At 65.9% G+C, this 13,446-nt stretch carries 13 protein-coding genes and 1 pseudogene; 8 read left to right on the forward strand and 6 right to left on the reverse strand.

The window, feature by feature from the left end:
• Positions 1–315, forward strand: a 315-nt coding sequence (locus VHL31_RS01615) for an ATP-binding cassette domain-containing protein (protein ID WP_329659453.1), incomplete at its 5' end; no start/stop codon positions are given.
• A 30-nt stretch (positions 316–345) separates the two neighbouring features.
• Here VHL31_RS01615 and VHL31_RS01620 read toward each other — a convergent pair.
• The 3 genes from VHL31_RS01620 to VHL31_RS01630 form a co-directional block, all read right to left on the reverse strand.
• Positions 346–723, reverse strand: coding sequence for a hypothetical protein (locus VHL31_RS01620; RefSeq protein ID WP_329659454.1), 378 nt, complete (start codon positions 721–723; stop codon positions 346–348).
• Positions 724–913: 190 nt separating this feature from the next.
• Positions 914–2,044 (reverse strand): extracellular solute-binding protein, encoded by a 1,131-nt coding sequence (locus tag VHL31_RS01625; RefSeq protein ID WP_329659455.1) that lies wholly within the window; start codon positions 2,042–2,044, stop codon positions 914–916.
• On the reverse strand, positions 2,041–3,201 hold the full coding sequence (locus VHL31_RS01630; RefSeq protein ID WP_329659456.1) for a CaiB/BaiF CoA-transferase family protein: 1,161 nt from the start codon (positions 3,199–3,201) through the stop codon (positions 2,041–2,043). The genes VHL31_RS01625 and VHL31_RS01630 overlap by 4 nt, the downstream gene beginning before the upstream one ends.
• A 123-nt stretch (positions 3,202–3,324) precedes the next feature.
• Between VHL31_RS01630 and VHL31_RS01635 the strand changes: the two genes are divergently transcribed.
• The 5 genes from VHL31_RS01635 to VHL31_RS01655 are packed head-to-tail and all read left to right on the forward strand — an operon-like array spanning position 3,325 to position 7,949.
• Entirely contained in the window at positions 3,325–4,422 is a 1,098-nt protein-coding gene (locus VHL31_RS01635) for a lactonase family protein (RefSeq protein WP_329659457.1), read from the forward strand.
• A gap of 12 nt (positions 4,423–4,434) precedes the next feature.
• On the forward strand, positions 4,435–4,893 hold the full coding sequence (locus VHL31_RS01640) for a MaoC family dehydratase (RefSeq protein WP_329659458.1): 459 nt from the start codon (positions 4,435–4,437) through the stop codon (positions 4,891–4,893).
• 13 nt (positions 4,894–4,906) lie between these two features.
• Positions 4,907–5,698, forward strand: a complete 792-nt coding sequence (locus tag VHL31_RS01645) for an IclR family transcriptional regulator (protein ID WP_329659493.1) — start codon at positions 4,907–4,909, stop codon at positions 5,696–5,698.
• Entirely contained in the window at positions 5,695–6,888 is a 1,194-nt protein-coding gene (locus VHL31_RS01650; protein ID WP_329659459.1) for an extracellular solute-binding protein, read from the forward strand. The genes VHL31_RS01645 and VHL31_RS01650 overlap by 4 nt, the downstream gene beginning before the upstream one ends.
• A complete protein-coding gene (locus tag VHL31_RS01655; RefSeq protein ID WP_329659460.1) occupies positions 6,885–7,949 on the forward strand; it encodes a Gfo/Idh/MocA family oxidoreductase in 1,065 nt (354 codons plus the stop codon). The genes VHL31_RS01650 and VHL31_RS01655 overlap by 4 nt, the downstream gene beginning before the upstream one ends.
• A 15-nt stretch (positions 7,950–7,964) precedes the next feature.
• On the opposite strand, the gene VHL31_RS01660 is transcribed toward VHL31_RS01655, so the two are convergent.
• The 3 genes and pseudogenes from VHL31_RS01660 to VHL31_RS01670 form a co-directional block, all read right to left on the reverse strand.
• Positions 7,965–8,810, reverse strand: coding sequence for a carbohydrate ABC transporter permease (locus VHL31_RS01660; protein ID WP_329659461.1), 846 nt, complete (start codon positions 8,808–8,810; stop codon positions 7,965–7,967).
• Position 8,811: 1 nt separating this feature from the next.
• Positions 8,812–9,399: pseudogene (locus VHL31_RS01665) on the reverse strand (carbohydrate ABC transporter permease); the annotation flags it as partial.
• Positions 9,400–9,770: 371 nt separating this feature from the next.
• The gene (locus VHL31_RS01670) at positions 9,771–11,072 is read right to left on the reverse strand and encodes a sugar ABC transporter substrate-binding protein (protein ID WP_329659462.1); all 1,302 of its coding nucleotides are present in this window, start codon (positions 11,070–11,072) and stop codon (positions 9,771–9,773) included.
• A 951-nt stretch (positions 11,073–12,023) separates the two neighbouring features.
• On the opposite strand from VHL31_RS01670, the gene VHL31_RS01675 reads away from it, so the two are divergent.
• Both VHL31_RS01675 and VHL31_RS01680 read left to right on the forward strand, forming a co-directional pair.
• On the forward strand, positions 12,024–12,815 hold the full coding sequence (locus VHL31_RS01675) for an ATP-binding cassette domain-containing protein (protein WP_329659463.1): 792 nt from the start codon (positions 12,024–12,026) through the stop codon (positions 12,813–12,815).
• 154 nt (positions 12,816–12,969) lie between these two features.
• Entirely contained in the window at positions 12,970–13,383 is a 414-nt protein-coding gene (locus VHL31_RS01680; protein WP_329659464.1) for a hypothetical protein, read from the forward strand.
• The last annotated feature ends 63 nt before the right edge of the window (positions 13,384–13,446 follow it).

Here is a 13,446-nt window from a genome sequence, read left to right on the forward strand (position 1 = left end):
GGCGGCAACCAGCAGAAGGTGCTGCTGGCCCGCTGCCTTGCGACCGAGCCGGCTATCCTGCTGCTCGACGAGCCGACCCATGGCGTGGACGTGCGCACCAAGTCGGACATCTACCGCACGATCCAGGCGCTGGCCGCCCAGGGAACGGCGGTGATCTTCGTGTCGTCGGAGCTGCCGGAGGTGCTGGCGCTGGCGTCGACCGTGCTGGTGCTGTCGAAGGGGCGGCCGACGCTCCTTGCGCCGAACCAGGGGCTGGCGGAAGAGGAAGTCCTCTCCGCCGCCTTCGAATGCTTAACTGCAGATACAAAAACTTAAAAAATTAGTTGGCCTGCTTTTATAGCAGACCTAAAAAAATTTAGCCTGATGAGATAGCGAAACTACATGAGACCAATCGTAGTCGAAAATTGGATCTAGATCGGGATTTTTACCCAGGACTTTTATTAGTCCTTCACCGGGGTGATCCGTATCTTGCTGAACAACCAGCGGGCTTAAGTCAGGGAGATGAGCCGCAACTGTTAGAAGCCGCAAGGCATACAACCGTCTACCTGTTCCGACTGCCGTCTCGCCATTTACAAAAGCAGGAGCAGAAGGTTGACGCTGCGCCGTTTCAACTAATTTTCCATACGTAATCTTAGTCCGGTTCTTAGCGCATTGAACAAGGATAGGAAAGTAGAATTCGGCGATATCGATGTCATTTGAATTCAACACGCGAGTATTTGCCACTTTAGCCTCACTCCTCATAGCTTGCGGTCGCTTCAGCGCAACGAATACTACTTGTTCGTCAGTCTTTGAGCTTGTTCCGATTAGGCCGCAGAAATGGGCCAAGCATGACATGCCCAGTCAATTTCCAGATCTGATCCATCGGCACCGTCCTACAGAATGCTGGAGCTATTAGTCACCCATAATCTGTGCTTCACCGGAAGCTCGCCTGGAACATCCGGTTCAGGTCGGCCAGGACAGAGGCGGCGCCCTCGCCCTTCCGCAGGCCCTGGCTGATGCGGTCCGAGGCTTCGGGCTGATAGGCCATGTAGCCGTCGTGGCGCGGGCGCAGGTAGGAGCCTTCGAGGGTGGCGCGGGTGTTCAGGTAGAAGCCGCCGACGGGGCGGTTGACCTCCGGGTCTTCCCAGGCGGTGGCGTGGCCGGGCTGGCCGCCGGCAGCGGCATAAGGGCCGCGCTGGACCTCCGCGCTGGCGATCCAGTAGGCGAAGTCCAGGGCTTCCTGCGGGTACTGGGTGCGGGCGGAGACGGCAATGCCGGTGCCGCCCAGCGTGCCGCCGACGGGGCCGTTGGAGCCGGCGGCCGGGATGTTCGCGAAGGCCAGGCGGTTCGGGCGGAAGCCTTCCAGGGCGTAGCTGACGTAGCCATAGGTATAGGGGATGCAGGCGATGGGTGAGCCTGCTTCCGCCATGCGCTCGGACGCGGCGATCGGGTCCATGTCGAAGCAGGTGGGATCAACCGCCGCCGCCAGATCCTGCATCAGCCGGTACACCCGGTGGCCCGTGATCTCGTCGAGCAGGTCGCCCGGCTGGGTGGCGCAGGGATGGCCCAGATTGGCGGCCAGCGTGTCGAAGGTCATCAACGCGTGCGGCGAGCGCAGCGGGATCAGCACCTTGCCGGCGCGGGCCAACTCCAGGACCTCGTCGAACCGCGTCGGCGCAGCCGGCAGGAGGTCCGGGCGGAACGCCTGGACCTGGGTGGCGGCGTCGATCGGGAAGGCCCACTGGCGGCCTTGCCAGCGATAGGAGCGGTAGGAGGGCCCGACAGAGGCCTTCTCCAGTTCCGCCCGCTCCGCCTCGCGGCCGGGCACGTCGAGCGGCAGGAGGCAGTTCTCGGCGGTGACCTGGCCCACATGGGGATGGTCGATCACGATCAGGTCGTAGGCACGCGCGAGATCGTCGACCGGGAAGGATTCGAAGTCCTGGAGCGAGCGCTTGTCCCAGTGGACCGTGACGCCGGTCTTCTCCTGCCAGAGCTTCGCACAGGCGACCATCGGGTCGTAGCCGCGCGGATGGCTCCAGGTCATGCCTTTCAGGGTGACGCTCACAGGTTGAACTCCCGGCGGATGGCGTCGCTATGCTCGCCGATGGTGGGGGCGGCGCGCGAGGTCGGCGGACGCTCGCCGTTCACCCGGATGGGCGAGCGGGTGGTCATGATGCGCACGCCGTCGTCGCGCTCGACCAGTTGCAGCATGTCCAGCGCCTGGAAGCCCTCGCTTTCCAGCAGCTCCGGCCATTGCAGGACCTTGGCGCACCACACGTCGGCGGGCTCGAGGATGCTCAGCCAATGGTCGGTGGTCTCGCGGGCGACGTGCTGGGCGATGATCGCCTTGATCTCGTCGCGGGCGGTGAACCAGGTGGACGGGTCGTCCAGGTACGGCTCCAGGCCGCCGATCTGCATGAGGCTGGCGAGCTTGGGGATCGGCGTCATCGCGATGGCGAGGAAGCCGTCCTTGGTCGGGTATACGCCATAGGGTGCCGACAGATAGGCGTGCGCGCTGCGGAAGGAGGAGCGGCGCGGCAGGCGGCGGCCGTCGTTCAGGTAGGTGGTCAGCACCTCGAACTGAAAATCGACCAGGGCTTCCAGGAGGCTGGTCTCGACATGGCTGCCCTCCCCGCTGATGCCGCGGCGGACCAATGCTGCCAGGATGCCCTGGGCCACGGCAGCACCGGCCAGCATGTCGGCGATGGCGAGGCCGAAGGGGACGGGACCCTGGTCCTCGTCGCCATTCAGCCACATCACGCCCGAGCGGGACTGGGCCAGCAGGTCCTGCCCCGGCAGCTTCACCCAGGGGCCTTCCTCGCCGTAGCCGGTGATCGAGGCGTAGACGAGGCGCGGGTTGATTTTCCTCGTCGCTTCGTAGTCGAGGCCCAGGCGTTCGATCACGCCGGGGCGGAAATTCTGGATGGCGACGTCGGCGGCCGCGAGAAGTTTCCTCAGCGCCTCCAGGTCATCCTTGTCCTTCAGGTCGAGGGCCAGGCTCTGCTTGTTGCGGTTGATGGCGTGGAAGATCGTCGAATCGCCGCCGATCTCGGTGTCGCTCAAGTAAAGACGCCGGGACAGGTCGCCACCGTCCGGGCGCTCAATCTTGATGACGCGCGCGCCCAGATCCATCAGCCGCAGCGAGGCGTAGGGGCCGGACAGGAACTGGCTCATGTCGACCACGAGCAGGCCCGCGAGCGGCAGGTCGTTCTCGGTTGGCATCTGGTCCCCGCTCACCGCGGCATCGAACGCCGCGTTGTTCTTCTACAAAAGTCATTTTCATATATGAGCGAAAGGCGCAAGATCGGCGCGACGCCGGGACGCCGCATCGGGAGGAAGAAAAGCATGGCCGACCACATCCATCTGTTCGTCGGCGCGCTGAACCGCAAAGCGCCCTATTTCCAGGGGGCCAACGGAGTCGGGCTGTCGCTCTTCCGCTTCGACGACGAGACCGGTGCCGCCGAGCTGGTCAGCGAAGTCGGCGATGTCGACAATCCTAGCTACCTGACGGTCGATCCGAAGCGGCGCACGCTCTACGCGGTGAGCGAGGTGTTCGGGTGGAAGGAAGGCATCGTCACCGCCTACCGGTACGACCTGCAGGCTGGGCGGCTCGACTACATCAACATGCAGCCGGCACTCGGCAGCATCTCCTGCTATGCCAGCCTGGCGGACGGTGACCGCGTCCTTCTGATCGCCAACTATGCCATGGGCGAAGGCGGGCCAGACCAGTCGGTGGTGGTGCTGCCGATCCGTGGAGACGGCGGGCTGCTGCCGCCCGTCGGCAGCGTCGCCCATCGAGGTACCGGGCCGAACAAGGAACGGCAGGAGCGCTCGCATGCCCACTGCGCGCTGCAGGTGCCGGGAACGGACTTCGTGCTGGTGGCGGACCTGGGCATCGACCAGGTGCTGGTCTATCGGCTGACTGGTGAGGGACAGCTAGAGAAGGTGGGGAGCCACCATGCGGCACCGGGGGCCGGACCCCGGCACATCGCCTTGCACCCGACCGAGCCTCTGGTGTTCGTGATCAACGAGCTGGGCTCGACGGTCAGCAGCCTGCGGTTCGGGATGGACGGCAGCCTGACGGAGATCGCGACCGTATCGACGCTGCCCGAAGGGGCGACCATGCCCAACGACAGCTCGGACCTGCAGATCTCGCCGGACGGGCGGTTCCTGTATGGCTGCAACCGCGGGCATGACAGCGTGGCGATCCTGTCGGTGGACGCGACGACCGGTGCGCTGGCGCCCGTCGGGCACGTGCCTTGCGGGGGCAGCACGCCACGCAATTGCGGCCTCTCGCCGTCCGGGCGGCACCTCTTGGTCGCGAACCAGAATGCCGACGTGATCACCGTGTTCCGGCGCAACGCCGAGGACGGATCGCTGACCGACACGGGCAACCCGATTCGCACGGGCACGCCCATGTGCGTGAAGTTCGTCGCCGGCTGAGCGGAGGACGGCATGATCGTCGAGCAGTTCTTCGAGGACTACGAGGTCGGCTTCGAGCGCAAGACGTTCGGGCGGACCATCACCGAGAGCGACATCGTCATCCATGCCGGGCAGACCGGCGACCACTTCCCGCACCACATGGACGCGGAGTGGTGCAAGACGCAGGATTTCGGGCAGCGGATCGCGCACGGGACGCTGGTGTTCAGCGTCGGCATCGGCATGACCGCCAGCACGATCAATCCACGCGCCATGTCCTACGGCTACGACCGGCTGCGCTTCATTCGGCCCGTCTTCATCGCCGACACGATCAACGTGACCGCCAGGATCGCCGAGAAGCGCGACCATCCCAGGCGCAGGACGCACGGGATCGTGGTGGAGGGAATCGAGATGGTGAACCAGCGCAAGGAAGCGGTGCTGGTGTGCGAGCATCTCTACCTGGTCGAGCGGCGGACGCCCGTGGACGCGGGATAGGGTCGTGGCGGGGATGCTGACCGCGGAGGAGCGCCGGGCGAAATACTCGGTGCCGGCGGTCGAGAAGGCGCTGGACGTGCTGGAGTATCTTTCCGACCAGGCGGTGCCGGTGAGCCAGGCGCAGATCGCGCGGGCGCTGGGCCGCCAGGCGGGCGAGATCTTCCGGCTGCTCACCTGCCTTGAGGTGCGCGGCTATCTGCGCCGCGACGCCGATACGGGCGGCTATGCGCTGACGCTGAAGCTGTTCGAGCTGTCCAGGACGCATTCGCCGTACGAGGACCTGCTGGCGGCAGCCCAGCCCTGGATGCGGCGGCTATCGAGCGAAGTCCGGGAGAGCTGCCATCTGAGCGTGCTCTATCGGGATCGCGTGCTGGTGCTGGCGCAGGAGGAAAGCCCGCGGCCGTTCCGGCTGTCGGTCGAGGTGGGCTCGCTGCACTCACCGCTGCACACGACATCCGGCCGGATCCTCCTGGCGCACCTGCCGTCGGAGGCGCGCGACGCGCTGCTGGCGCGGCTGCCGGAATGGGCCATGGAACAGGAAGCGGCGCGTGAGGCCTTCAGCCGACGGCTGGAGGCGTTGCGTGTGCGCGGCCATGAGCGTTCGGAGGGGGAGCGGTTCGTCGGTACGCTCGACCTGGGCGTGCCGGTAGGGTCGCCTGGATCGTCGATCGGGGCAGCACTCACCATTTCGACGCTGAAGTACAAGGACGGGCCGGACCTGGATGCGCTCCTGCCCCATCTTGAGGCTACCGCCGCGGCCATCGGCAGCGAGGCGGGCCTCGTCATCAGGGGGAGCCGGTCGTGACCAGCACGCTTCGCATCGCGGTACGCAAGTTCGACGCGTTCGAGAGCGCCATCGCCAAGCAGTTCGCGGCTTTCGTCGCCGCCAGCGGCGTGGACGCCTGGCTGGATGCGGTGGCGATGGACCTGAACCCCATGGAGGAGGCCCTGTTCGCACGGCGGGAGCTGGCGGACGGCAGCTTCGACATCGCGTTCCTCTCGACCGACTGGCTGGCCCGCGCGCAGGCGGATGGGCTGATCTTGGACCTGCGGCCCTGGCTCGCCAGCGCCCCGGTCAAGGGGTTCCCGGAGGGCTGGAGTTCGTCGCTGCTCCAGCTCCAGCAGTTCGAGGGCGGCTTCTGGGGAATGCCCTATCATGACGGGCCGCAATGCCTGATCTATCGCCGCGACCTGCTGCAGGCCGCGGGAATCGGCGTGCCGGAGACCTGGGACGCCTTCCATGCGGCTGCCCGCGCGCTGCATGCGCCGGATCAGGAGCAGTATGGCACGGTGCTGGCACTGTTCCCGGACGGGCATAACGGCTTCTACGACTTCTGCATCCATGTCTGGACGCGCGGCGGCGAGCCGTTCGCGGCGGATGGCACGCCCACGCTGGTCACGCCGCAGGCCGTCGCGGCCCTCGACTTCATCCGCAGGCTGGCGAACGACCAGGATGCCATGGCGCCCGACGCGCGCACGCTGGACAGCGTCCAGTCGGGCCTCCTGTTCTGCGCCGGCAAGGTCGCGCTGATGACCAACTGGTTCGGCTTTGCGGCGCTCGGCGAGACCTGGGCGGAGAGCAGGGTGAAGGGGCTGGTCGATGTCGCCCCCATTCCCTGCGCGCCTGGCGGGCAGAGCCTGTCGCTCAACGTGTTCTGGGTGCTGGCGATTGCCTCGGGGTCGCGCAACAAGGATCTGGCCTGGCGCTTCCTGCGGCACCTGGCGACGCCCGCGATGGACAGGCTCACTACCACGGAAGGCGCCATCGGCGTGCGCCGCTCGACCTGGAGCGACCCGGAGGTCAACCGGACGATCCCCTACTACCACAAGCTCGACGCGCTCCACGCGCAGGCCAGGTCGTTGCCGGTCTCGCGGCACCTGGCGGCGATCGCGCATGTGGTCGACGACATGCTGGCGCAGGCGACGACCACGGCCGAGCCCAGTGCCGCGCTGCTGGAACGGGCGCAGCGGCAGATCCTGGAGATTGTCCGATGATCGTGCCGGCCGACCTGCGCCAGGAGCATCCCCTGCCCTCGAACCCGCGGCCGATCGTGATCGTCGGCACGGGCGGGATCGCGGCGGACGCGCACCTGCCAGCCTATCGCAAGGCGGGCTTCCCGGTGGCCGGGCTGTTCGACCTGGACCAGGAGAAGGCGCGCGCGCTGGCGGCGCGGTTCGGGGTGCCGCGCGTGTTCGCCACCATGGAGGAAGCGGTGGCGACGCCGGGCTGCGTGGTCGACGTGGCGGCACCGCCGGTGGCGCACCATGCCATCCTGTCGCGCCTGCCGGCAGGCTCGGTGGTGCTCCTGCAAAAGCCGATGGGGCTGGACCTGGAAGCGGCGACGGCCATCCGCAACGTCTGCCGGGAGCGCAGCCTGACCGCGGCGGTCAACTTCCAGCTGCGCTTCTCCGCGATGATGATGGGGGTTGCCGATGCGCTGCGCCGTGGCCTGCTCGGCCGGCTGATCGACGTCGAGGTGCATCTGAACCTGGTGACGCCCTGGCACCTGTTTCCGCATCTGCTGGCCAACGAGCGGGTCGAGATCGTCTCGCACTCGATCCACTATCTCGACATGATCCGCAGCGTGGCCGGCAATCCCCGCTCGGTCTTCGCGCGATCCTGCGGGCATCCGTCGACGCGGCTGGCGCAGACGCGGACCTCGGCGATCCTGGACTATGGCGACGACGACCGGCGGGTCACTCTGTCGATCAACCATCACCACGATTTCGGCCGCCGCTTCCAGGATGCGAGCTTCCGGTTCGAGGGCGACCAGGGTGCCGCGATGGTGAAGCTCGGGCTCCTGCTCGACTATCCGGCGGGCGAACCGGACGAATTGTGGCTGGCGCGCAAGGGTGGGCCGTGGGAGCAGGTGACCTTGTGCGGCAGCTGGTTCCCGGATGCGTTCATCGGCGTGATGGCGAACCTGCAGCGCTTTGCCGCCGGCGAGGACCAGGTGCTGGCGACCTCGGTCGAGGATGCCTGGCACACGATGGCGCTGGTCGAGAGCTGCTATCGGTCGCTGGCCATGCCGGGGATAGCGGTGCCGGACGCCTGAGGCCGGGCTCCAGGCTCAGCCCTTCATCGCGCCAGCGGCCAGGCCGGAGGTCAGGTAGCGCTGGATCCAGCCGAACAGGACGAGGCTGGGGACGAGCGCCATCACCGCCACGGCCAGCATCAGGCCGCGCTCGGAGCCGGCCTCGTCGACCATGCTCATGATTCCGACCGGCAGGGTCTGAAGCTTCGGGCTGTTGATGAGGATCACGGCGAACAAGAGCTCGTTCCAGCTGTTGATGAAGCCGTACATCGTCGTCGCGACGAGGCCGGGAAGCGCCGCCGGCAGGACCACCCGCAGGAGCGCGCCCAGGCGCGAGCAGCCGTCGATCATGGCGGCCTCCTCGAGCTGCACCGGGATCTCCAGGTAGAAGCCGCGCATCATGATCACCGAGAACGGCAGCAGCATCGCCACGTAGACGATCAGGAGCCCGAACCTCGAATCGACCAGGGCCAGCGCCTTGAACATCGAGAAGACCGGGATCAGCATGACGACCTGCGGGACGATCTGGGCCAGCAGGAACAGGGCGATCACGATCGAGCGGCCGCTGAATTCGAATCTGGCCATGGCAAAGCCGGCGAAGATCGCCATGGCGATCGTCACGGAACAGGCCCCGGCCGCCACCAGCAGGCTGTTCAGGTAGAGCGTCACCAGCCTGCTCTCGCTCAGTGCCCGGATGTAGTTCTCCAGCGTCGGCAGGTCCGGCCAGTAGCTCGGCGGGTAGGTGAACAGCTCGTCCGGCCCCTTCAGGGACGAAATCACCAGGATGTAGATCGGGAACAGGGTGAACAGGACCAGAACGGAAGCGGCGAGATAGGTGAGCGCCTTCCTGCCGGGCCCAACGCGGATGTCGACGTCCGTCACCTCACGCTCCCCGGTCGACCAGGCGGTGGAGCTGCCAGTAGCAGACAGCAAATCCCATCAGGATCAGGCAGAGGACCGCGGACAAAGAAGCGGCATAGCCAAAGTCGCCGCGCTGGTAGGCGACGTCGAAGATGTAGAGCGGCAGGGTCTTGGTTGCGTCCATCGGCCCCCCGCGGGTCATCATCCAGATGAGGTCGATGAAGTTGAACGTCCACAAGGCCCGCAGCAGCGTGGCGAGGACGATGGCGCTGGACACGAGCGGCAGGGTGATGTGCCAAAAGCGCCGCCAGCGCGATGCGCCGTCGATCTTGGCCGCCTCGTAGAGCACCCCGTCGATCGACTGAAGCGCCGCGAGCAGCACGATCGCGAAGAACGGGGCGCCGCGCCAGGCATTGGCGGCGAACAAGGTGAGCCATGCCGTCTCCGGATAGATGCCCCAGGCCACCGGATAGGCGACGAGCCCGGTCCGCATGAGCAGATCGTTGGCAAAGCCGATCGAGCCATCGAACAGCCAGAGCCAGATCGTCCCGGTCACGATGCCGGACACCGCCCATGGAGCCATCACGATCGTCCGGACGATGCCCCGGCCGCGGAACGACCTGGTTCAACAGGAGCGCCATGGCCAGGCCCAGCAGGAACTGCGGGATGACCGAGCCGATCACCCAGTAGACGGAGGCGCGCAAGGACGACCAGAAGACGGGATCGGTAAGTACCAGCACATAATTGCCGACGCCGACCCAGGTGGCGACGCGGGCCAGATAGGGCGAGAAGTCGTAGAAGCCCAGCGAAACGATGTAGGCGACGGGAACCACGACACCAGCCGCGACCAGAAGGGTGACCGGCGCCACGAGGATGTAAGGGAACAGTTGCGCCGGTATCCTGCTGCCGATCCCGTTCATCTTGACCTGCGGATCTGTGGACGTCACTGGCCGAAGCGGCCGGGAGATCCACGGCCGAGGGTCAAAGGTTCTTGTTGCGCAACTCGTTCAAGGCCGAAGCGATCTGCTCGAGATGCTGAGCCGCGGTCTGTCCACCCAGCAGGGTCTTCTGGATCTGCGGCGGACTGAACTGGCTCTGGAAGCTACCGTAGCCCGGGATGTAACGGGGATGGTAAACCAGCGACGGAGTGTCGCTCAGCATGGCCAGAATCGGTTCATAGATGGGCTTTTTCAGCCACTCCTGGTCCCATGTCCTGATATTGGTCGGAATAGCACCGTATTCGCGATTCCATGGTGCGTTGTTTTCCGGGCGAAGCAAGAACCGGATGAACTCCCATGCTGCTTCCTTGTTGGGCGAAGCAGCGTTCAGCGCAAAGCCATTGCCGGCGAAGTAGAAGTTCGAGCCGGTCGGTCCCGCCGGAGTCCTGGCGGTGCCGAGATTTTCCTCCCCCACGCCCTTGGCCATGATCGAGAGGAACGAGCCCCACCCGAAGTTCATGGCGACCTGGCCGGCGCTGAAGGCGCTGATCTGGTCCTGGAAGGTCCCGACCGCAGAGGCCGGCGGCGACACCTTGCTCTTCTGGTAGAGGTCGACCCATTGCTGCAGGCCGTCAGCGTGCTGCGGCGAGTTCAGGACGCAGCGGCCATTCGCATCGAAGAAGGTACGATTCACCCCGAGTCCGCCAGTCCCGATGGCCCAGGTAGTCCATTGCTGGAAACTCCACCCGTCGCCGCCCTCGACATAGTAGCCGAACTTGTTGTTCGAAGCGTCGGTCAGCTTCTCGGCATGTACACGGAACTCGTCGAGCGTGGCCGGCGGCTCGGTCAGTCCGGCCGCGGCAAAATGCTTCTTGTTGTAGAAGAGGGTAAAAGCTTCGACGACGAAGCCGATATAGTAGGCTGTATTATTGTACATCCGCGCGATGCCCATCGAGGCGGGCGTGATGTCCGCCTCGATCCCGGAGGCCTGGAGATAGGGCTCCAGGCTTTCCAGCCAGCCGCCGCCGGCCAGTTGCGCCAGCCAGATGTCGGAGATCGCCAGGCAGTCCGGGCCGGCTCCGCTGGTAAAGGCGGTCGTGAGCTTCGGGATCGCCTGCAGTTGCGGGACGATCTGGACCTCGACCTCGATCGAGTTGCTCTGCTCGTTGAAGCTTGCCGCCAGATCCCGGATACCCTTCTGGCCGTTCGCGAAGGGCCAAGCAAAGCTGATCCTGGTCTTGGCATTCTGCGCAAAGGAATGACGGCTGCGCATGATGGGCAGTGCTGCGGCACCGGCGGCGCCGGCCAGCAGGACGCGCCTCGCAACGCGAGTTCCGTCACTCATGCGCAACTTCCCTTCTGGGTTGTCCAAAACATCGCGGGCACGCCCCTGAGGACGACGCACTCCCGGTGCGATCTTATTACTCCGGATTCTACACGAAGCCAAGGTCTGTTCTTGACGACCCTCGGAAACGTGATGCGCGGTGGCCGGCTGGATTCATGGAGGACTGCCGGTCCGTCGTCCAGCAAAGCCCCGACCTCGAGTGCGGCCGCAGCGTCGCAAGCAAAGCGGCGCAGAAAACGGGCAAAGGACCGGTCAGAGCCTGCTGGCTGCGGCCGACCGGAAGTAATGCGGCCGGCCACTCGCTTCACGTCCGGTCAAATCGCTTCGATTGCGCGATTGGCATCATCCAAGGGAAGAGGCAGCCAATGCCGACGAACAACAAGATCCTGCGCCCGTCATCAGCCATCCTAGCCTGTGCCTGAGGATCAGGCGGGTCGAGCAGGCATACCCGGCGGACGGTCAACTGAACGAGAAGCTGCAGCAGGCTTGCCGTCACAATGACATGAACTGGAATTACTACATTCTATTTCCTGGGTGCTGAATTGATGTTGCAGGTGGTGCGGGCCGCCAGCTATGCGCGGGCGGCCTGGCTGCGTTCGCGGACGCATGATCCTCGGCTGCCCGGGCACGATGGCATCCGCTGCCTGTGCCGGGCCTCGGGCAGAAGGGGACGGAGCAAGGCCCGAGGAGGACGGTGACGAGGTCGGCGACATCGGTCCCGCCCCGAGCCAGCATGGACGCCAGTACCAGCTTCACAGGATGGCTGTGTTTGGATGCAAGGATACGAGCCCCATCCAGTGTCGGCACTGGTCATGCAGGCCCGCAGCGACGACCGCAGTTATCAGCCAAGCCCGCCATCCCGTGTCACCGGCAACGACCATGGCACCGCCTGGCCGGCCCCCAACACCACGGATACTACGCGCCCCTCATCCCCACAGCAGAAGTCCTCCCATGACAACGACCAAGAGCGCCGCCCTGTTCGAAGCCAACCAGGTTGGGTTCCAGATCGCCGGCAGGTGGCTCCTGCAGGATGTGACCCTCACCGTGTCGCCCGGCCGGGTCCTGGGCCTGATCGGGCATAACGGGTCGGGCAAGACGACGCTGATGAAGCTGCTGGCGCGGCAGCTCTCGCCGAGCAAGGGCATGATCCGCCTTGTCGGCGCGTCGCTCGACAGCTGGAAGGACCGTGCGTTCGCCCGCAAGGCCGCCTACTTCCCGCAATCGCCACCGGTGGCGCCGGGGCTGCTGGTGCGGGAGCTTGTAGCGCTCGGACGCTATCCCTGGCACGGGCCGCTCGGCCGCTTCTCCTCGAACGACCACGCCAAGGTCGACGAGGCCATGACCCTGGCACAGGTGGATGCCTTCGGCGACCGTGAAGTCGGCAGCCTTTCCGGTGGCGAGCGGCAGCGCGCCTGGCTGGCCATGCTGCTGGCCCATGACGCTGCCTGCCTCCTGCTGGACGAGCCGACCTCCGCCCTCGATGTGGCCCATCAGTTCGAGGTGCTGCGCCTGGTCCGCCAGCTCAGCCACAAGCGTGGCCTTGCAATCCTGCTGGTCCTCCACGACGTCAACCTGGCCGCGCGCTTCTGCGACGAGCTGGCGGCGCTGCGCCGGGGTCGCCTGCTGGCGCATGGTGCGACGAGGGAGCTGATGCGCGAGGACATGCTGGAGGCGGTCTATGGCCTGCCGATGGGAATCGTGCCGCACCCGGTGAGCGGGCAGCCGATGAGCTATGTTCCCTGACTGCCCCGCCTGGACCGTCGGCGGCGTGCGGCGTCACGGCTAACTGGTTGAGCAGATTGCATTTCTTCTAATTCCAGGGAAGGTCGGTTTGTCTTGGTCGCCCATGGAACGCGTGGTAACCGCGCGCCGTCGTGAACGGAACGGACGTGGCGCCATGCGGCGGATGTTGGCAGGTGCCGTGGTGGCATGGATGAGCGGCGGTGCGGCGCTGGCGATGGACCCGGCGCCGATCCGGCTGGAACTGAACCGCCTGGAGCCGGTCGAGCAGGGCTGCAGGGTCTATCTGGTCGTCGGCAACGAGGGCGCGGAAGCGCTGCAGAGCCTGAAGCTCGATCTTGTCCTGTTCCGCAGCGACGGCGTGATCGATCGGCGCCTGGCGTTGGAAACGGGCCCGCTGCGTGCCGCCAAGACCAGCGTCAAGCTGTTCGACCTGACCGACCTTCCTTGCGACGGGCTGGGCAGCATCCTGGTCAACGACGTCCTGGCCTGCGGAGCGTCCGGCGAGGCCGCCCACTGTTTTCCGCGGCTGGCGCTCGCGACCCGTACGCCGGCCGGCTTCAACAAGTGACCATGCGAGGCTGACCGTTGGACCCTGATCCCGCACCCGAGACCCTGCCTGTCGATCCGGCAG

The organism is Geminicoccus sp. (assembly GCF_036263595.1).
GTDB lineage: Bacteria > Pseudomonadota > Alphaproteobacteria > Geminicoccales > Geminicoccaceae > Geminicoccus.